Annotated in this window: 19 protein-coding genes; 13 read left to right on the forward strand and 6 right to left on the reverse strand. The window is 67.0% G+C overall.

Features of this window, described 5'->3' with window-relative positions; all coding sequences use genetic code 11:
- Positions 1-47 precede the first annotated feature (47 nt).
- From ACQR03_RS24615 to ACQR03_RS24660, 10 genes are read left to right on the forward strand one after another with little or no spacing between them, the layout of a single operon-like run.
- Entirely contained in the window at positions 48-1,703 is a 1,656-nt protein-coding gene (locus tag ACQR03_RS24615) for a GspE/PulE family protein (RefSeq protein ID WP_434841983.1), read from the forward strand.
- A gap of 8 nt (positions 1,704-1,711) precedes the next feature.
- Positions 1,712-2,923: a type II secretion system F family protein gene (locus ACQR03_RS24620; protein WP_315827804.1), complete on the forward strand. Its 1,212-nt coding sequence runs from the start codon at positions 1,712-1,714 to the stop codon at positions 2,921-2,923.
- Between the two features lie 20 nt (positions 2,924-2,943).
- Positions 2,944-3,426: a type II secretion system major pseudopilin GspG gene (gene gspG / locus ACQR03_RS24625; protein ID WP_315717468.1), complete on the forward strand. Its 483-nt coding sequence runs from the start codon at positions 2,944-2,946 to the stop codon at positions 3,424-3,426.
- On the forward strand, positions 3,419-3,883 hold the full coding sequence (locus tag ACQR03_RS24630; protein ID WP_315827806.1) for a prepilin-type N-terminal cleavage/methylation domain-containing protein: 465 nt from the start codon (positions 3,419-3,421) through the stop codon (positions 3,881-3,883). Before gspG ends, ACQR03_RS24630 begins: the two co-directional genes overlap by 8 nt.
- Entirely contained in the window at positions 3,876-4,274 is a 399-nt protein-coding gene (locus tag ACQR03_RS24635) for a PulJ/GspJ family protein (protein WP_315717470.1), read from the forward strand. The genes ACQR03_RS24630 and ACQR03_RS24635 overlap by 8 nt, the downstream gene beginning before the upstream one ends.
- Entirely contained in the window at positions 4,274-4,993 is a 720-nt protein-coding gene (locus ACQR03_RS24640) for a PulJ/GspJ family protein (protein ID WP_315717471.1), read from the forward strand. The genes ACQR03_RS24635 and ACQR03_RS24640 overlap by 1 nt, the downstream gene beginning before the upstream one ends.
- Positions 4,993-5,937 carry a general secretion pathway protein GspK gene (locus ACQR03_RS24645; RefSeq protein ID WP_315717472.1) on the forward strand — a complete coding sequence of 315 codons (945 nt, stop codon included), beginning with the start codon at positions 4,993-4,995 and terminating at the stop codon, positions 5,935-5,937. Before ACQR03_RS24640 ends, ACQR03_RS24645 begins: the two co-directional genes overlap by 1 nt.
- Entirely contained in the window at positions 5,934-7,004 is a 1,071-nt protein-coding gene (locus ACQR03_RS24650) for a PilN domain-containing protein (protein ID WP_316193698.1), read from the forward strand. Before ACQR03_RS24645 ends, ACQR03_RS24650 begins: the two co-directional genes overlap by 4 nt.
- Positions 7,001-7,564, forward strand: coding sequence for a type II secretion system protein GspM (gene gspM / locus ACQR03_RS24655; RefSeq protein ID WP_315827809.1), 564 nt, complete (start codon positions 7,001-7,003; stop codon positions 7,562-7,564). The genes ACQR03_RS24650 and gspM overlap by 4 nt, the downstream gene beginning before the upstream one ends.
- A complete protein-coding gene (locus ACQR03_RS24660) occupies positions 7,564-8,193 on the forward strand; it encodes a hypothetical protein (protein ID WP_315717475.1) in 630 nt (209 codons plus the stop codon). The genes gspM and ACQR03_RS24660 overlap by 1 nt, the downstream gene beginning before the upstream one ends.
- Before the next feature lie 18 nt (positions 8,194-8,211).
- On the opposite strand, the gene ACQR03_RS24665 is transcribed toward ACQR03_RS24660, so the two are convergent.
- The 5 genes from ACQR03_RS24665 to ACQR03_RS24685 are packed head-to-tail and all read right to left on the reverse strand — an operon-like array spanning position 8,212 to position 11,857.
- Positions 8,212-8,703, reverse strand: coding sequence for a prepilin peptidase (locus ACQR03_RS24665; protein ID WP_315717476.1), 492 nt, complete (start codon positions 8,701-8,703; stop codon positions 8,212-8,214).
- A gap of 46 nt (positions 8,704-8,749) precedes the next feature.
- The gene (locus ACQR03_RS24670; RefSeq protein ID WP_315752556.1) at positions 8,750-9,370 is read right to left on the reverse strand and encodes a HupE/UreJ family protein; all 621 of its coding nucleotides are present in this window, start codon (positions 9,368-9,370) and stop codon (positions 8,750-8,752) included.
- Complete coding sequence (locus tag ACQR03_RS24675) at positions 9,367-9,978, reverse strand: HupE/UreJ family protein (protein WP_315752557.1); 612 nt, start codon at positions 9,976-9,978, stop codon at positions 9,367-9,369. The genes ACQR03_RS24670 and ACQR03_RS24675 overlap by 4 nt, the downstream gene beginning before the upstream one ends.
- A 17-nt stretch (positions 9,979-9,995) precedes the next feature.
- Positions 9,996-10,976: a HupE/UreJ family protein gene (locus tag ACQR03_RS24680; protein ID WP_315752558.1), complete on the reverse strand. Its 981-nt coding sequence runs from the start codon at positions 10,974-10,976 to the stop codon at positions 9,996-9,998.
- Complete coding sequence (locus ACQR03_RS24685) at positions 10,973-11,857, reverse strand: peptidylprolyl isomerase (RefSeq protein ID WP_315717486.1); 885 nt, start codon at positions 11,855-11,857, stop codon at positions 10,973-10,975. The genes ACQR03_RS24680 and ACQR03_RS24685 overlap by 4 nt, the downstream gene beginning before the upstream one ends.
- A 281-nt stretch (positions 11,858-12,138) precedes the next feature.
- Here ACQR03_RS24685 and ACQR03_RS24690 point away from each other — a divergent pair, with 281 nt between their 5' ends.
- The 3 genes from ACQR03_RS24690 (at position 12,139) to ACQR03_RS24700 (ending at position 15,330) form a co-directional block, all read left to right on the forward strand.
- Positions 12,139-14,163, forward strand: coding sequence for a hypothetical protein (locus tag ACQR03_RS24690; protein ID WP_315752559.1), 2,025 nt, complete (start codon positions 12,139-12,141; stop codon positions 14,161-14,163).
- Between the two features lie 120 nt (positions 14,164-14,283).
- On the forward strand, positions 14,284-14,613 hold the full coding sequence (locus ACQR03_RS24695) for a hypothetical protein (protein WP_315752603.1): 330 nt from the start codon (positions 14,284-14,286) through the stop codon (positions 14,611-14,613).
- Positions 14,614-14,706: 93 nt separating this feature from the next.
- Positions 14,707-15,330: a 2OG-Fe(II) oxygenase family protein gene (locus tag ACQR03_RS24700; RefSeq protein WP_315752560.1), complete on the forward strand. Its 624-nt coding sequence runs from the start codon at positions 14,707-14,709 to the stop codon at positions 15,328-15,330.
- Positions 15,331-15,334: 4 nt separating this feature from the next.
- On the opposite strand, the gene ACQR03_RS24705 is transcribed toward ACQR03_RS24700, so the two are convergent.
- Entirely contained in the window at positions 15,335-17,962 is a 2,628-nt protein-coding gene (locus ACQR03_RS24705; RefSeq protein ID WP_434841982.1) for a spermidine synthase, read from the reverse strand.
- Positions 17,963-18,173: the final 211 nt, after the last annotated feature.

An 18,173-nucleotide genomic window follows, 5' to 3' on the forward strand; every position in this document is an offset into this window, starting at 1 on the left:
GCGTGCCGAGACGTTGGGGCCGGCACGGGCGCCACCCGGATCACGCCATGAGCGGTACACTGTCGACCCAATTTCATGCCTATCTTCGCGAGCGCCATCCCCAGGCGGCGGGCGAAGGCGGAGCTGCGGGCGAAACGCAGATCGCGCTCTGGGACAGGTTCGGCCTGACCGCCGACGTTTTCGCGGAGGAGGTCGCCGGCTTCACGGGACTGCAGCGCGTCGCGCTGCGCGAACTGATGGCGGCACTGCCCGCGGTGAGCGAGTTCTCCGACCGCTTCCTCCGCGAGGTGCTCGGCTATCCATACAAAGATTCTGACGGCGCCGCCGTGTTCGCGATGGCCGATCCGACCGATCAGGCCGTGCGCCGGGCCGCCGAACTGGTACTCGGCCCGCAGACTCTCTTCAAGGTCGCCTCGCACGAGGATATCGCCGTCGTCCTCGACCAGCGGCTTGGCGATTCCGACGACGCCGAGATCTCGCCGGCGCAGGAGATCCGTGACGACGACATCGAAAGTCTGCGCGATCTCGCCAGCGGCGCGCCGGTCGTCCGCGCGGTGAACGATCTGATCGAGAAGGCGGTAGAGATGCGCGCCAGCGACATCCACATCGAGCCGTTCTCGACCGGCCTCGTGGTCAGGCTGCGTGTCGACGGCCTGTTGCGTCCGATCGCGGCGCCGGCCGGCGTGCTGCCGCAGGCAGTGATCTCGCGCATCAAGATCGTCGCCGGTCTGAACATCGCCGAGCGGCGCCTGCCGCAGGACGGCGCGGCGCGCATTCGCGCCGGCCGGGCCGAAATCGACGTCCGCGTCGCGGTCATGCCGACCCAGCACGGGGAATCGGCGGTGCTGCGCATCCTGCCGAAGGATCGCTCCCAGCTGGTTGCGAGCCGCCTCGGCCTCGCGACCCGCGACGACGCTGCACTCCGGCGCCTGATCACGCTGCCGCACGGCATGATCGTGATCACGGGGCCCACCGGCAGCGGCAAGACCACGACCCTGGCGACGATCCTGTCCATGCTCAACACGCCGGAGCGCAAGATCCTCACTGTCGAGGATCCGGTGGAATATGAGATCCCCGGCATCAATCAGTCTCAGATCAAGCCGGCGATCGGGCTGACATTTGCGAGCGCGCTGCGCTCCTTCGTGCGTCAGGATCCCGACGTCATCATGGTCGGCGAAATCAGAGACAGCGAGACGGCGCATGTCGCCGTCCATGCTGCGCTGACCGGCCATCTGGTGCTGACGACGCTGCACACGGAAACCGCCGCGGCGGCGGTGCCGCGCCTGCTCGACCTCGGCGTCGAAGGCTTCTTGTTGCGGTCGACCCTGCGCGCGGTGATCGCGCAGCGGTTGGTGCGCCAGCTCTGCGATCACTGCAAGACGCCGAAGCCGCTCGATGAGGACACCTGTCGCCAGGACCCACGCCTCGGTCATCTTGGCCTCGTCCCCGGCGACATCACCTGGCACCCTAGGGGATGCGAGCGATGCGGCCAGAGCGGCTATCGAGGCCGGGTTGGTGTGTTCGAACTGCTCGAGCTGAGCAGCGGTCTGCGCGAGCTGATCGCGGATCGTGCCGACGGCCTCGCGATCGATCGGCTGGCGATCCGGGAAGGCATGACGACTATGCTCGATGACGGTGTCGCCAAGTGCCGTGCGGGTGTCACGTCGGCCTCCGAGCTGCTTCGTGTCCTCGTGGCGCGGTGAGGTGGATCGTGCCGAGCTATCGCTATCGCGCGTTGACGCAGTCCGGTGAAATCGTCGTGGGATCTCTCGTCGCGCCGTCGCGCAGCGAGGTCGAACGGCGCATCTCGTATCTGCAACTGCTGCCGATCGAAACCGTGGAGGAAAAGAAGGAGCGGACGGGGGCTGCGTCCGGGTTCTCGTTCGGCGCTCCGTCCGCGGCTGAAGTGACCACTTTCACGCGCGACCTGGCCCTGCTGCTCAAGGCCGGCGCGCGGCTCGACGACGCGCTCGACCTGCTGTCCGGCGACTCCGACATCGGCCGCCTCCGTCCCGTGGTGGCGCGGCTGCGCGCGGCGATCATGGCCGGCGAAAGCTTCGCCGACGCGGCGGCTGCCCAGCCGCAGCTGTTCTCGCCGATGTATGTCGCGCTGATGCGCGTCGGCGAAGCGTCGGGAACGCTCGACCACGTGCTGACTGCGCTGGCCGGCGAACGCGAGCGTTCCGAGGCGACGCGACGCAAACTGACCGACGCGATGCAATATCCCGCCTTCGTCTTCCTCGCGGCGATCGGCGTGATGCTGTTCTTTCTCGTGGCCGTGCTGCCGAACTTCTCCGCCGTGCTGCGCGACTTCGGCGGCCGTGCCGATACCGCGCTCGGCTTCTTCATGACGATGTCGGATCTGCTGCGCGCCAATGCAGTTGCGATCACGCTCGGCTGTGCGGCGCTGCTTGCGGCAGGCTGGTGGCTGTTGCGTCAGCCCGCGGTTCGCGCCGGCCTGACCAGTGTGCTGGCGGTGACGCCCGGCATCGGCAGCCTCCTGCTGTTCTATCGGACCAGCCTGTTCTGCCGCAATCTCGGCCTGCTGCTCGGCTGCGGCGTCAATCTGAGCGCCGCCCTGCGCATCCTCGTTGACGTGATGGCGGTGACGTCGTCGCGCGCGCCATGGTCGGCGGCGGCGGATCGCGTCCGTCACGGCGGCAAGCTGTCCCAGGCGCTGTCGGCCGACAACATGCTGCCGCCGATGGCGCTGCGCATGCTGCGGCTCGGCGAGGAGACCGGCCAGTTGCCGACGCTGTCGACTCGGATCGCCGAATTCTACGAAGCCAAGCTGCAGCGGGGACTCGACCGTGTCGTCGGCATCGTCGGTCCCGCCGCCATTCTGCTGATCAGCGTGGTCGTCGGGGGCCTGATCGTCTCGATCATGACGGCCCTGCTTTCGGTGACGCAACTGGTCGGCTGACCGCCATCAAGGAGAACGATATGAGATCAGATACGCAGATCGAGCCGGCCACGAGGGCCGGGCGCGAGCAGGAGCGCGGCTTCACGCTGGTCGAGATGCTGGTCGTGATCACGATCATCGGACTGATCATGGGGCTGATCGGTCCGCGCGTTCTGAACTATCTCAGTGAATCCAAGACCAAGGCGGCGCGGATCCAACTGCAGAGCTTCTCGGCGGCGCTCGATCTGTTCTATCTCGATGCCGGCCGCTACCCCTCGACCTCGGAAGGTCTCGGTGCGCTGGCGCAACGGCCGGCCGGACTGAGCGCCTGGAACGGCCCGTATCTCAAGGGCGGTGCCGTGCCGAAGGATCCGTGGAATACGGCCTATGTCTACCGCGCGCCGGGCGACCACGGCCCGTATGACATCCTGTCCTACGGTGCCGATGGCCAGGAGGGCGGCAGCGGAACGGCGGCGGACATCGTCCTGGGAACGCCGACGCAGACGAGCGCGCGCAGTGAGTGACGACGGCCAGCGCGGCTTCACGCTGCTCGAGATGGTCTGCGTGCTCGCGATCGTCGCGCTGCTGGCGTCCGTCGCGCTGCCTTATCTGCCGCGACAGACGTCGCGGCCTCGGCTGCAGGCCTATGCGCTGCAAGCTGCGGTACTCCTGAAGTCCGATCGTGCCTCGTCGATGCGGACAGGTACGCGCGTCGACACTGAGATCGACACGTCGCGCCGCTTGATCCGCTCCGGTAGCGGCGCGGCTGCGTTGAAGCTGCCCGACGACGTCGCGTTCCTGGCGACGTTGCCGCGCAGCTGCCAGCATCGGCCGGTGCTGGCGACGATCAGCTTCTTTCCTGATGGCCTGTCCTGCGGCGGCGCGATTACCTTGTCGCGCGCCGATCTGAGCCTGGAGATCAGGGTGAACTGGCTGACGGGGAGGATCGACATTGTCTCGCGCGCGCTTGCCAATGGTTGATATAGGCGACCGGAGTGACGCAGGCTTCACGCTGATCGAGGTGCTCGTCGCGCTTGCCATCGTCAGCGTGTCGATCATCGCCATCGGCGCCGTGGTGTCGCGCAACGCGGCCAGTGTTCGCAAGCTCGAACAGCATGTCACCCTGGTCACCGACATGAGGCTGGCATTGGCAACGGTGCTGGCTGATCGCAGCCGGCTGCAGCCGGGCAGGATCGATCAGCGCTCCGGCTCTGGGGCGGTGGTGCTGCAAGTCAGGCCGCTCGGTGGTGATTGGAATGAGCCGGCCGGGCAGACCGGGTGGATTCCGGAGGCAGTGACCTTGCGTGTGAAGACCGGCTCGGGCGCCGTCGCCGATGTGCAGACGGTTCGCCTCGCGCGAGGAGCGCGCTGATGCGCGTCCCACCCGATCGACCGAAACAGCAGGGCTTTGCGCTGATCGAGGCGCTGGGCGCGCTCGCGATTGCCGGAATCGTGTTGTCGGCGCTGGCTGCGGTGACGTCGCAATGGCTGCCGGCATGGAAGCGCGGACTGGATCGCGTGCAGCGCGCCGAGATGGTGGCCGCCGCGCTGCGGCGGGTCGGCGATGATTTCGCTGCCGTGCAGTTTGTTTCGGCCAATCGCGAGCAGAAGGGACCGCTGTTCGTGGGCGACGAGGTCTCGGCGATGTTCGTGCGCGCCGAGTTTGGTCCGAATGCGGGACATGGCCTCGATATCGTGCGCATCGGCGAGGAAGGGGGCAGGGGCGAGCGCGCTCTGCGGCGATCGCGTGCCGCGTTCGAGCCCGTGTCGGTCGGCCAGCCCGTGACCGAGCATTTCAAATTCGTCGATCCCGTGGTGCTGCTGTCGGCGCCGTTCCGGATGTCGTTCGCCTATGCCGACAGGACGATGGCCTGGACGACGGAATGGCGCGATGCGACCAAGCTGCCGTCCGCCGTCCGCATGACGATCTACGACGACAGCCGTGGCGGCGCGGCCGTACTGGTCAGCGCAGTCCGTATTCAGGTCGATGCGCCGGGGGGCGGTTTTGCCGATACGGGAGCGGGCGGCACCGCGAACCAGCCAGCCGTGGCCGAGCCGGCCCAACCGAACAAGAGCGAGCCGGTCGACTGATGCCCGTTCGCTTCTTCAGCAATGGCTCTGCCGACCGGCGCGGCGCGCAGGATGGCTTCATCCTGATCGCTGCGCTGTGGATGCTCGCGGCGCTGGCGGCCCTCGTCGTGGTCGTCTCGCAGCAGCTGGGCAGCTCGGCGCGGTTGCTGCGGCTCGAAGACGAGGCGGTCGAGGCCGATGCGCTGATCTCGGCGGCCATCGAACTGTCGGCCTATCGTCTGCTGCTGTCCAAGGATGAGGAGCGGCCGCGGCAGGGCGGTTTCCGCCTGGCCCTTGCAGGCAACGACATCGCAGTCTCGTTCGTCAACGAAGCGGCGCGGATCGATCTCAACACGGCCTCGAAGGACATGCTCGAAAACCTCTTCGTCACGCTGGGCGTCGACCGGGATGCTGCCAAGGATCATGCCGAGCGGGTGGTCGCGTGGCGCTCCAAGCCGTCCGATGCAGCCAGGGCCCAGGCGGAGGAGGCGCGCTATGCGGCGGCCGGTCTCAAGCGTGTCCCGCGCCTGGCGCCGTTCGCACATGTCGGCGAGCTGTCGCTCGTCCTCGGCATTCCCGCATCGCTCGTCGATCGGGTCCTTCCGCTGGTGACCGTCTTCAACGGCTCTCCCGGAATCGATCCGACGATCGCTGCGCCGGAGGTCGTTGCAGCGTTGCCGGGAATGACGCCGCTGATCTTGAAGGATTTCCTCAACGCAAGGGCGTCGCTGTCACAGGATGCCGATACGCTGGCCCAGACGCTCGGTCCTGTTGCGAAGGATGCCGCCAAGGGCAAGAGCAAGGCCTATCGGCTGCGCATCGTCGTCAGTCCGGCGGGCGGGCTTCGTCATGCGGCGACGGCGGTGATCGTTCCCGGCGAAGGCGAGGAGCCTTATCGGCTGCTGGCGCGCCAGGACGAGGGGCCGCAACCGAGGGGAGCGCTTCAGGCGCGGAGGATGCCATGAAGCTGACCGAAGCGATCGAGCGCGGACTGACGGCATGGACGGCCAGCGTCGCGACAGCGATCGAAGCCGTGGCCGATCGGCAGCTCAGACGTCCGCAGGTCCTGGTCCGCCATGACCGAACAGAAAGCGTCGTCTTGACGATTCAGGCGCGACCGAAGGCGAAGCCGATGCCGGCGCCGGCAAGGGTGAATCCGGCGGCCGGCGCTGCGCAGGCCGGGCTCTCGCCGGAGTGGCTGCGAACGTTGCGCGGCGCCGCGCTGGAAATCCATCTGGCCGCCGAGAGCGTCCTGGTCCGCCCGCTCGACTTTCCGAAGCAGGCCGAGCCGTTTCTCGACGGCATGATCCGGACGCAGATCGGCAGGTTGACGCCGTGGAATCTCGATCAGGTCCTCTACGGTTGCAGCGCCCCGCGCGCAGTCGGGGATCGGATCGCGCTGACGCTCGCGGCGACGCCGCGCGCTCTGGTCCAGCCCTTGCTTGCCTTGGCCGATCAGGTCGGCGCCGCCAGGCTCGTCATCACCGCCGATGTCGACTCAGCCGATGGCGGCCAGATCCAGATCTTCAAGACGTCGCTGCGCTCGTCGCTTGCCGGCGGGCGCGATCTCGGGCGCGTGCTCAAGCTCGGCTGGCTGTCGGTTGCTGCGACCACGGCCGTGCTGCTGATCGCGACGACATTGATCGGCGGATATCTCGATGGCGAGCTCGAAGATGCGCAGGCGCAGGTCACGCGGCTGCGCGCGGCGCTGCGGCCCGCGATGGGCGCCACCGCCGCCGACGGGCTGCTCGCCAAGCGCAAGCAGACCAGTCCCGCCAGCGTCATCGTGCTCGACACGCTGTCGAAGATTCTGCCCGACGGGACGTATGTCGTCGAGATGCATGTCGAGAACGATCGGCTGCAGATCTCCGGCCTGACCCAGGACGCCCCCGCGCTGATCCGGCTGATCGAGCAGTCGCCGCAGTTCAGCCGCGCCACCTTCTATGCGCCGACGACGCGCACCGCCGGGGAAGCGGGCGAGCGTTTCCATATCGAGGCGCGCATCAACGCCTATTTCGGGGACCGGGCATGAACTGGTCGACATCGCTGCGCCGGATCTTCGTGAACTCGCCGGCCGCTTCTGCGATCCTCTATGCGGCGACCATCGTCGCACTGCTCTGGCTTGGTGCTGCAGCGGTCGCCGATCTCGTCGCCAAGCGCGACCAACTCAATGACACCAACGCGCAACTGGCGCAGTTTTCGGGACGCAAACGGCCGGACAGCAGTTCCTCCTCGGACAGCGTGACGGCTCCGGGCGGATCGGTGTTCGTCGAGGGACGAACGGTCACCATCGCGGGCGCGGCGCTGGTGCAGCGCCTCACGGAGGCGATCAGCAAGGCCGGCGGCAGCGTGCTGTCGACCCAGGTCGAGCTACCGGCGGCGCGCGGCAACGAGAACCTGATCAGCGTCGTCGCCAGCTGCGAGCTCGAACAGCCGGCGCTGCAGCAGTTGCTCTATGATCTCGAAGCGGGATTGCCGTTTCTCTTCGTCGATCAGCTGCACGTGCAGCAACCGCTGGCGGCCGCGGCCGGCGGTGTGGGGCGGCTGACGGTGCTGGTCACCGTGTCGGGCCAATGGCAGGGAAAAATGTGATGCGATCGTTCGTCGGTTCAGGTCTCGTCACCGTTGCGACCGTATGCGTGCTTGCAGCTTCGCTCGGCCGTGCCTGGGGTGAGACGGCGGATGGTCTCGAGCCCGCTGCGCCCGCGCAGGCCGCGCCCGGCGCCTCCGACCCGCCGGCCGTTTCCGAGGCGCCCAGCGCGCAAGTCCCGGGGCGCAGGAGTGCCAACCCGCTGTGGGATGTTCCGATCAGTGCTCTCTCGGCGACGCGCGACCGTCCGATCTTCTCGGCCTCGCGCCGGCCGCCACCGGTTGCCGCACCCGTCATGGTCATGCGAGCGCCGCCGCCTCCGCCGCAGCAAGAGCCGGAACGACCAAACCTGCAGCTCGTCGGCACGGTGATCGGCGACGAGGAGAGCTTCGGCATCTTCGTCGATGCCTCGTCGCAGGCGTCGCTGCGCTTGCGGGTCGGCGCCTCGCATGAGGGATGGGTGCTGCAGTCGCTGCGACCGCGTGAGGCCTCGCTGCTGAAGGCGCCGGAGACCGTCACGCTGCAAATGCCGCAGCTCGGCACAGCCGGCAGCGGCGACGTGCAGGCGGGACCGATGACCCCGCCTGCGCCGCCGGGCGGACGCGAGCGGATGGCGCGGCGGGCGCGTTGAGGTCACGGCTTACCGCATTCAGAAGGTCACGAGCAATTCGCTCCCGGTGGCCTGCAGAGCGAGTACGGCAAGCAGGCCGAGGACGAGGAACGGGCCGAACGGCAGCGCCGTTTGGCCTGTCAGCCGGCGGCCCATGATGAAGAGGACGAGCGCTGCGGCGAGTGCCGTCGTCGCGGCGATGAGCAGCAGGATCGGCATATTTGGCAGGCCGGCCCAAAGCGTCGCAGCCATCAGAAACTTGACGTCGCCGAGGCCCAGTCCTTGGCGGCCGCGGGCCATTGCGTAGAGCAGCCGCAGCAGCAGCAGCGCCGAGCCGAGGGCGAGGGCTGCGGCGCAATTCCACAGTGCCTCGGGGAGATCGACAAGCGTCGCCAGTCTTGCGAAGCCGCTGGCGGCGACCAGTGCATTCATCCAGTCCGGCAGCAGCCCGCTGCGCAGATCTGTCCAGATCAGTCCGGCGCAGGTCAGGAGCAGCACGACGATCGTAACGATGTTGATGGCGTCGGTCACGCAGCCCTGGAATTCGCGGGGTCGGATCGCCCGAGCATAGGCCAGCTCAGGCTGCGAGCGATAGTCCCGCCATCATCAGGCCGATTGCGGCGACCCAGCCACCGACTGCGCGCACCGCGATCCCGCGCCAGCTCGATACCGGCTCGGTCTCGGGACGCCTGAAGGTGACCGCCAGCGCCATCACGAGGGTGATGGTGACGTAGCCCGCACTGGCGAGACCGGCGGCGTAGAGGAGGCGGTCGGTCTGCGGCACGAGCTCGCCGGCATTGGCGGCGCCGCGCATCACGCCGAGCACGAATGCAATCACGCTCAGCAGGACCACGGGAATGCGCAAGGCCGCCGCCAGCAGCAGCCCGAGAATCAGAATGGTCGCGGCATCGCCGAGTGGAGACACCGCCGTTGCGCCAGAGCCGGCGGCGAGTGCAAGCCCCGTGCACAAGCCGAGCGGGAACACCACGACGAGCCAGCGTCCGCTCGCCGTACCGAGCGAGCCGGCCAGCAACCCGAGGGCGACCCAGACCACGACGTCCTGCAGCGCGAGCAGCGGGTGCAGGGCGCCGGCGTAGAAGTCGCCGAGCCGGGCCGACACGATATGGGCATCGGCGAGCTGCGCTTGCGTCAGCAGCAGCGCCGATGCGAGCAGGGCGGTCCGGCGGTACGTGCTCATGCCGCGACTCCGAGGCTCGCGACCAGGAAGTAGCCGCCGAGCGCGGCGATGGCTGCTCCGACGCCTTGGATGATGCGCTCGCCGCCGGGCCAGCGCGCGAGCGCGCCGATGGTGATGCCGCAGGCGTGGAGAAGACCGGTCGCGACCACGAAGCCGCAGCCATAGGCCAGGGGATTTGCCGCCGTCGGAAGCTCGACGCCGTGCGCGTGGCCGTGAAAGATGGCGAAGATCGCAACGATGATGGCCGCAACTGCAAACGGGACACGGATGCGGATCGCGACCGCGAGCCCGAGCACCAGCGCCGACAGCGCGATGATGAGCTCCGGGACGGGCAATCCGACCTTGAGGATTCCTAGGATGGCCCCGAACGCCATCACCAGCGGGAAGACGACCGGCAGGATCCAGATCGCCGCGCCGCCGAGCTGCGCGCCCCATATGCCGACTGCAACCATCGCGACCAGATGATCCAGCCCCGTCAAGGGATGCAGCAGGCCGCTGGCCAGCCCGCCGCCGACGCCCGTCTGCTCGTGGGCAAGGCTCGGATTCGCTGTCAGCAGCGAGAGCAGCGCCGCACCCAACACGGCGTGCAGGAGTTTGCGCGCGATCATGTTCGTCCCATTCGTCATCATGCGGCCGCCAGAACCCGCACCAGGCGGCCCAGGAACCAGAACATCGATACCGAGCCGATTGCATAGGCCGGCAGCTCGGCGCCCCAGCGCGGCAGCGCCGCGCCGAGGCGGCGATGTGCCCAGATCAGCGCCAGCACCAGCAGCACGAACAGGACCTGTCCGATCTCGACGCCGACATTGAAGAAGAGCAATGCCGCAGGCAGGATCCGTCGTTCGAGCCCGAGGCCTGCGAGCGCACTGGCGAAGCCGATGCCGTGCACCAGACCGAAGCTGAAAGCGACAGCCCATGGGTAGCGGGCGGTCAGCCCGGTCTCGCCGCGCTGCTGTTTGACGATCTCGACGCCGACAAACACGATGCTGAGCGCGATGCAGGCGTTGAGCGGCCCTTCGGCGACGCCGATCCATCCGAACGCCGTTGCGGCCAGCGAGGCGCTATGGCCGATCGTGAAAGCCGTGATCGTCTTGAGCAGGCGCCAGCCGCCCTGGACGATCCAGATCAGCCCGAGCACGAACAGCAGATGATCGGCGCCGAGCAGGATGTGGTCAATGCCGAGATTGACGTATGTCTTGGCGAGCTCGAGCCAGGTGTCGAGCGTCGGCGCATCGGTGCCCAGCACGGTCACGACCGGATTGGCCGCAGAGATCGTGTAGCTGCGCGTCTCTCCAGCGAGCGACGTCACGCGGATGATGGCGGCCGACATGTCCTCGCCGAGATTGGCGATCGTCATCTGCCCGACGAGGCCCTTGTCGCCGCAATTGAGCTCCGGCAGGCGCAGGTAGCAATGCGGGGGCATCTTGAGATCGATGCGGTTGACGCCATCCTTCGGCAAGGTCGTCCATCGCCCGATATACGCGCCGGGGCGCATCTCGCGAAACTCGAGCACGGCGATCGTCGCCTGATGCGCAGCCGCCGGCCGCCCGGGCAGCAGCGCTGCGAGCGCGAGCACGATGGCGATCAGGGCGCGCGCGCCGGTCACGGCTCGTACCTGATCGTGTAGTTGGCCTTGAGCCGGCTCACCGCCTCCCAGGCCCGTTTCCGTGTCTCTTCGGTGTGCCAGATCTTGGCCGCCTCGGCGCGGATGTCCTCGAGCTTCGCCGGAGCGCCCGGCTTCCGGGCGTCGAGACGAACCACGTGCCACCCGTCCTTCGACTGCAGCAGGGTCCATTCCTGGAGGGGCGCCTTGAGCAGGCCGTCGCTGAAGCCGTCGCCGAAGCCGGCGGCCAGGCTCGGCACCGGTCGGTCGAGAATCGCGCGCGTCTGATCGCGCAGCTCCTCGGATTCGCGCTGCTCGCGAATGTCGTCCAGATAGCGCCGCGCCGTCGCCTCGTCGCTGGGTGGCGTCATGAAGAAGCTGACACGCTCGGGCTCGTCGAACCGGGCATGATTGTCGGCGAACCAGGCGCGCAACTGCTCCTCGCTCGGCTGTGGCACGCGCACCTGATCGAAGATCAGATATTGCAGCTTGAACGCGACACGGTCGCGGATCATCTCGTCGCCGCGGTCGACGCCGAGCGTCTTGCCTTCCCGATAGAGGATTTCGCTGGCGACCCAGGCCTCGACCATCTTCTGCAGCTCGGCCTCGCTCGGGGTCCGCTGCTTGTCCTCGTCGAACGTGTCGATGAAGGACTGGCGCAGGGCCTTGGTCACGGTGATGACCTTCTCGTCCTTCGCCGGCGGGTGGATGATGGCATCGGCCGCGAAGATCAGGCCACCGAGAACGAGGAAGTGCAGGAGTGGCTCCCTGCTGAGCCCGCGCAGGGCGGTCACGGATGATGATCGCGCAGGGGAAGAGCTGTTGCCATCTTGCTGATTGGAGCGTGCAGAGGCGCTCTCGAAGGTCTGCGCCGCATTCGACATGGCAGGGGCTGACATACGTTCTTTACAACTCGGACCGCGCTCGTTGCGCGGCGCGTATATGCAACGGCACACTTGCCGTTGTCACCGGGCAAACGTCAGTGTCACAAAAATTTCGCAACGACGGCCGACCGCGATGTTCGTGGGGAAGACGCCAGCAAAAATAAATCCTTCAACAAACTGTCTCCGAGTTTTGGTTTGGTCGCGCCGCGAATGACGACGGCGCATCGGTCGCGTTGTCATCTCGGTTTGGAGATCGATCGAATTCTTTAGGGGCGACGATAATGGTTCCATCTACCAAGACAATCCTGCTGACAGCGGCCTCGGTCTCGCTGGCCCTGTCACAGAGCGCCGACGCTGGGGAGCGTTGGGGGGAAACGACCAAGAACAATCCGTATGTCGCGGGCGACATGCACAACCACAACACCTGCACCGACGGTTCGGTTGCTGCCGGCTATGCGATCGACCGCTCGGTCGGCAAGGGCACCGCGGCGGCTGGCGGCAACAATTTCGATCTCGACTGGTTCACGCTCGGCAACCACGGCGGTTCGGGCAACCGCGATTGCCGCTTCAGCGATGCGAGCGCCAACATCCCGGGCGACAATACGACGACGTATTGGAGCCAGACGCTCGGGAAGACCATCGACGGCATTACGATCACCAGCCTGAAGGGCACGCCGAACGGCACCGATACCGGCGCCAAGATGTGGCGCTGGCAGTCGATCAAAGAGATCGAGTACCCAACCATCGTCAATCGCACCGCGACCTACAACAAGGTGCTGGTCGAGGGCCTGGAGTGGATCCTGCCCGGTCACGAGCATGGCGACGTCGCCGTGATCGCCGGCCAGAACCCGCGCGGTTACGGCAATGCCGACAAGATGGCCGAGTTCGAATATCGCTTCGACCGCGCCGACACCGACGCCATCGGTCCGGTCGATGCCAGCAACAACCCGGTCTGGGCCGGCAAGGACAATGTCAACAATTCCGGCACGGCCGGTCACCAGAAGGCCGTCGCCGGCATCGCCTGGCTGCAGGCGAACCACCCGCTGCAATCCTATGCTGTGCCGACCCATACCGAGCGGCAGGGACCGTTCAATCCGAACGGCTCGGCCGGCTACAACATCGAGCACTTCCGTGACTTCAACAACGCCGGCCCGACGGTCGCGTTCGGCATCGAAGCCCCGGGTCACATGGCCGAGGGCGGCGTGAACGGCGGCTCGGGCTCCTATGGCTCGGGCGCAGTCGGCGGCGGCACCTACGGCATGCAGGGCGTCTACACCGCCAAGGTCGGCGGGCTGTGGGACGGTCTGCTCGGCGAAGGCCGCAACTTCTTCCTGTTCCAGAGTTCGGACTGGCACAGCCGCGGCGTCTATGGCGCGCGCGATCCCGGCACGACGGCGGACTTCATCCCCGGCGAGTACACCAGGCTGTACGTGCCGAACGAGCGGCGCTTCTCCCAGCAGTCGATCATCGACGGCATGCGCTCGGGTAATTCCTACTCGGTCAACGCCGACATCATCGGCTCCGACATGGAGTTCCGTGCGAAGGGTGAGTGGGACGACGACTGGAAGACGATGGGCGAGACGCTCGTCGTGCGCCCGGGCGAGAAGGTCACGCTCGAGATGGAGATGACCGTTCCGGCCTCCAACAACAGCCCGTACGGCTTCAACAACCCGCTGCTGCTGCCGGTCGGCATCAAGCAGCCGTTGAACAAGCCCTATCTCGACCACGTCGATCTGATTACCGGCGACATCACCGGTCCGATCGCGCCGGGCGCCCCTGGCTATGCGGTGGCCAATGCCAAGGGTGTCGATGGTGCGGCCATCGTCTACAACCCGTCGGCCAAGATCGCGAAGCAGATCCAGGCGACCAAGATGCGGAGCCACAAGCTGCGCGACGGTTCGACCCGCCTCAGCTTCACGACCACCTTCATCGCCGGCCAGACACCGTTCTACATCCGCGCCCGCGGCACCAACATCCCGCCGGCGACTCCGAACGTGTCCGACAGCGCCGGCAATCCGCTGCTCGATGCCAACAACGCCACCGTCAGTTGCACAGATCCGGCATGTCCCTCGCACCTCGGCACGGTCGGCGGCCTTAAGAAGGTGACCAACGACGTGCAGGCCTGGTCGAACGTCTGGTTCTACGCGAACCCGATCTTCGTCCGAACCTACAGCACGCCCAAGCTGCTGGTCGAAAAGAATCAGGAGCTGGCCCGCAAGCTGGCTCACGAGCATCACCACTGGCACGATTGGGACCACTGGGGTCACTGGGGCCACTGGGGTCGCTGGGCGTTCAACCGCGACTGATTGATCGGCACCAATCCGGCGGGACATATCGTCCCGTCGGATCCTGCTCACTCCGAGCGCCAGTTTGCGAACCGGCGCTTCGTCTTTGAAACCTGCCTTTCCCTGGGGTTCGTCGAGGTGATGTCGCGTTTGTCCGCCGTGAGTCTCGCCGTTCTAGTCCTCACGATCGCAGTCGCATCGGCGCATGACGAGGAGCCGACGCAGGAGGTCTGCGACGCCGCAGTGGCGGAGGCCCGCGCACAGGCGGCGACCCTGCCGACGGACGACGTGTCGCGCTATTTCGCCGAGCGGGACATTCAGCAGGCGCTGGTCGAGGCCGGCAATGGCGAGTTCGATGATTGTGTCGAGAAGGCCGAGAGGGCCGTGCTGGAAGTGCGCGACCGGCCTCACAGCCTGAGGCCCGGCGAGCGGCTCAACATTCTCAGTGCCGACGAAATGCCGACGCGCTGACGGGCGCGCACCGCTTCTCCACTCTCGTCATCCGGCTGTCATGCAAGTCGGCAAATTGTCGGTCCCGTTGCGGCGCGTGCAAGGCCTTGAGACATGGACCAGATCGAAGCTCTTTTTCCGATACCGTTGTTGCGTTCGCCTGGGCTCTTGAGCGCCGAGCTCAAGGACGCGGCGGTGGCAGCCATCCGCAATTCGAAGATCGAGAACAACCTGCGATCCGGACAACTGTTCCACACCGAGGTCGCCGATCCCCGCGCCAATAATCTGTTTCAGACCATCGCCGAGCTCGCCGTGCCCAAGCTGATCGATTTCGGCGAGCTGCTGTTCGGCGAGAAGCTGCGCTGGACGGTCAAGGAGATGTGGACGAACATGCTGGAGACCGGCGGCAACCAGACCCTGCACGCCCACGCCAACAGCTTCATCTCCGGCATCTTCTATCTGACGCCGTCTCACCCCGGCAGCCGCACCGTGTTCGTGCGGCCGCCCGGCGGCAGCGACTTCTCGTTCCGCCATCATACGCGCAGCGCCGCGGTCGGCCCGTTCAATGCCGGCAAATACGTGCTGCCGGAGGCGGAGCCCGGCGATCTCGTGCTGTTCCCAAGCTATCTCTACCACGAGGTGCCGCGCAATCAGGGCGACCAACGTATCACGATCGCTTTCAACGCGATTCCTGATCATCTGGATTGCTGGGGCTACCGCGTCAGCTTCGCGTCCTGACGCTCTATCGTTCGAACTCGCGCGACAGCAGGTCGCGCGCTTCGCGTCGCGACGGCGCGGCGGAGTCGATTGCCCGAAGCAGGCGTTCAGCAGCCGCGCGATCCGATGCAAGCAGCGCTTTTGCCATGCTCATCAGCGGCGCATAGGCCGGCTCGAACTCGGCGCTGGCGCGAATGGAATCGAGGAGACCGGGCGCGGCGGCTGCGATGAGCGCTGGCCCGCGCGGTTCGCCGGTCAGCGCCGCGCCGACCTGGATGAATTGGTTGCGAGCCCGCCAATAGGCGCCGAGTCGTTGCTCCCACATTCCGCGTTTCGAGTCTTCCAGCAAATCGGCCGCGTCGGTCTTTGTCTGGCTCAGGACCGTCAGCAGCAATTGCCATGGGGCCGCCGAGAGAGCGTGGACGTTGCTGCGCGCGTCGAACGTGACGAATGGGAAATCGTCGGTGTTGCGCGGTCCCGGACCGGCGAAGCTCGCGAGTGCTTTCGCGCCGGCGACATACTGGCCCAGAAGGTCGATCGGCTGATCGAAGCCGAGAGGTTGAATGATCGGGTGAAGCTTCCGGTCGGAGAACCGTGCGGCGACGAGTTCGGGGGCGATCGGGCTCGGGGCGCCTGATCCGATCAGAGCCAGCATCGGCGTGCGCACGCTGTAATGGTTCAGCCAGGCGGACCCTTGTGGAAAGACTGCGAGAAAGCTCCTGACGATCGCACGCAGCGACGGCGCATCGAGCTGATAGAGCGGCAGCCACTGGCAGAACACGCCCTCGGCCGCCAGTCGCCGCTTGACGGCCGCGAAATGTTCGACCGTGTACAGCGCGCCGCTGCCATCGAGCGCCGGGTGGAACAGGTCGGCCACGATCACGTCGTAGCGTCCGTCATCGGCGATGACGAAGCGCCGGGCATCGGCAACGGAGATCGGCGGCCTTTCCTTCTCGGCCCCGGGGTTGTCGAACCAGGGCAGCAGCGCGACGACTTCGGAAGAGAGTTCGACCGCGCGCACGTCGAGATCCGGCATCTGCGCGGCGCCGAGCACGGTCGCGCCGGTGCCGACACCGAGGAAGAGGGCCTTGCGCGGCGCTGGGTGCAAGAGCAACGGCAGCATGGCCTGGCGGAAATCGGATCGCACCGAACTGGTGCCGCCCATGCGGAAGTGGCCGTTCACCTCGAGATAGCGTGCTCCTGAGGCGTCGTCGACGACGCTCGCGGTCGCCATCGGTCCCTCGCGCACGGCCAGAAGCTTGCCGCCCGGCGGGACCTTAATGAGCAGGGGGGCGGGAAGCCACAACAGCGCGAGTGCAAGCAGAGCGAGCGCCGCCGCCCAGCGCAGCGCAGCGCGTTGGGGCTGCAGCAGCAGAAGATATCCGACGGCAACGAGGACCAATGCTCTCCAAGTGCCGAAAGCGGGAATCAGCAGCTGTGCCGCGACCAGCGGCGCAATGGCTGCGCCGAGGCTGTTGATGCCGACGGCCCAGCCGACCGATCCTCTGACGTCGCGGACATCCTGCATGAGCTGGCCGAACAAGGCGCCCATCGCCATCGCAGGCAACAGGAACAGCGCCAGCGCAATGCCGAGCTCGCCGACGACGCCGAGGCTCGCAGCGCTGTCGGCGAGGCCGCCCAGCAAGGGCGTCACGAGCGCCGTGCCGAGGCAGACGAGCGCGGTGCCGCTGATCAACGCGGTTCTGCCGCGCGCAACCGTGTGCCCCACGCGCTGCCAGATCATGCCGCCCATCGCAGTGCCCAGCAGGTAGGCGGCCAACAGACAGGCGAAGCTATAGACCGTGTCCTGCATCATCTGCGCGGCCAGGCGCACGACCAGCACTTCGAACACGATGCCGAGCAGGCCGGTGACGAACAGGGTTCCTGTCAGGCGGAGGCCGGCGACAGCACGCCTGCGATCGTCGCGCGCGCGAGCGTCGACCTTTGGGGCTCGGTCGAGGCGAAGCGCTGCGAGCGCGCAGGCTGCGTTGACGGCTGCCAGGCAAAGCAGCGTCGCCGACAATCCGAGCGCGGGGATCAGCACGAAGGTGGACAGCAGCGTGCCGGCGACGGCGCCGGCGGTGTTCGCGCCATAGACGCCGGCGCTGACCGGCCGCGTGCCATGCGCCGCGGACATCATGCGTTCCAGCGCGGTCAGCGTCCCGCCCATCGCCACCGTCGCCGGCAACAGCACCAGCGTCGGCAGCAGGAAGCTCGCGCTCCACAACAAGACGGGGGAAGGCGCCGTGCCGAGCAGCGGCGCGAGGGCGCGCGCGCACGCGGGAAGCAGCCAGACCGCACACAGCCCCCACACGCCGATGACCGTTTCGAGGACGGCATACACCCGGTGCGGATTGGCGGCGCGGCGGATCCGGCCATCGAGGACGAAGGCGCCCACCGCCAGCCCGGCAAAAAATCCTGCGATGGCGCCGAGCACGGCCATCATCTCCGTGCCCAGGGCGAGGGCGAGCTGGCGCGTCCAGACGATCTCATAGCCCAGCCCGGCGAGGCCGGATGCTGCAATCAGCAGCTTCAGCGTTCTCAGCTGAGCCATGCTCTGGCGGGCGACGAGATCGACGCCGGAAGACCGGACGCCTTGCTTCTCCGCGACCAGATCATTGTCGCGCGGGTCTGCGTGGCGTGCCTCGGTCAAGATTTGGTACCTGCAATTCCCGTGATCGGTCTTCGGATGCAGCGCGCCGTGCGGGATACTGCTCCGGGCGCGGGATCAAGCTCGGCTGCATGGGCCGCCAAGGTCGAGATCGTTTCCTTGTGTTCGTGTTTCGTGACGGTGGTTTGACAGAAGGCGGGAGCAGCCGTTCGGCGCAGATGGTTGTATCGCATGAGGCCCGTCAGGGAGCGAT

The sequence above is a fragment of the Bradyrhizobium sp. HKCCYLS3070 genome (assembly GCF_051167575.1).
Taxonomy (GTDB): domain Bacteria; phylum Pseudomonadota; class Alphaproteobacteria; order Rhizobiales; family Xanthobacteraceae; genus Bradyrhizobium.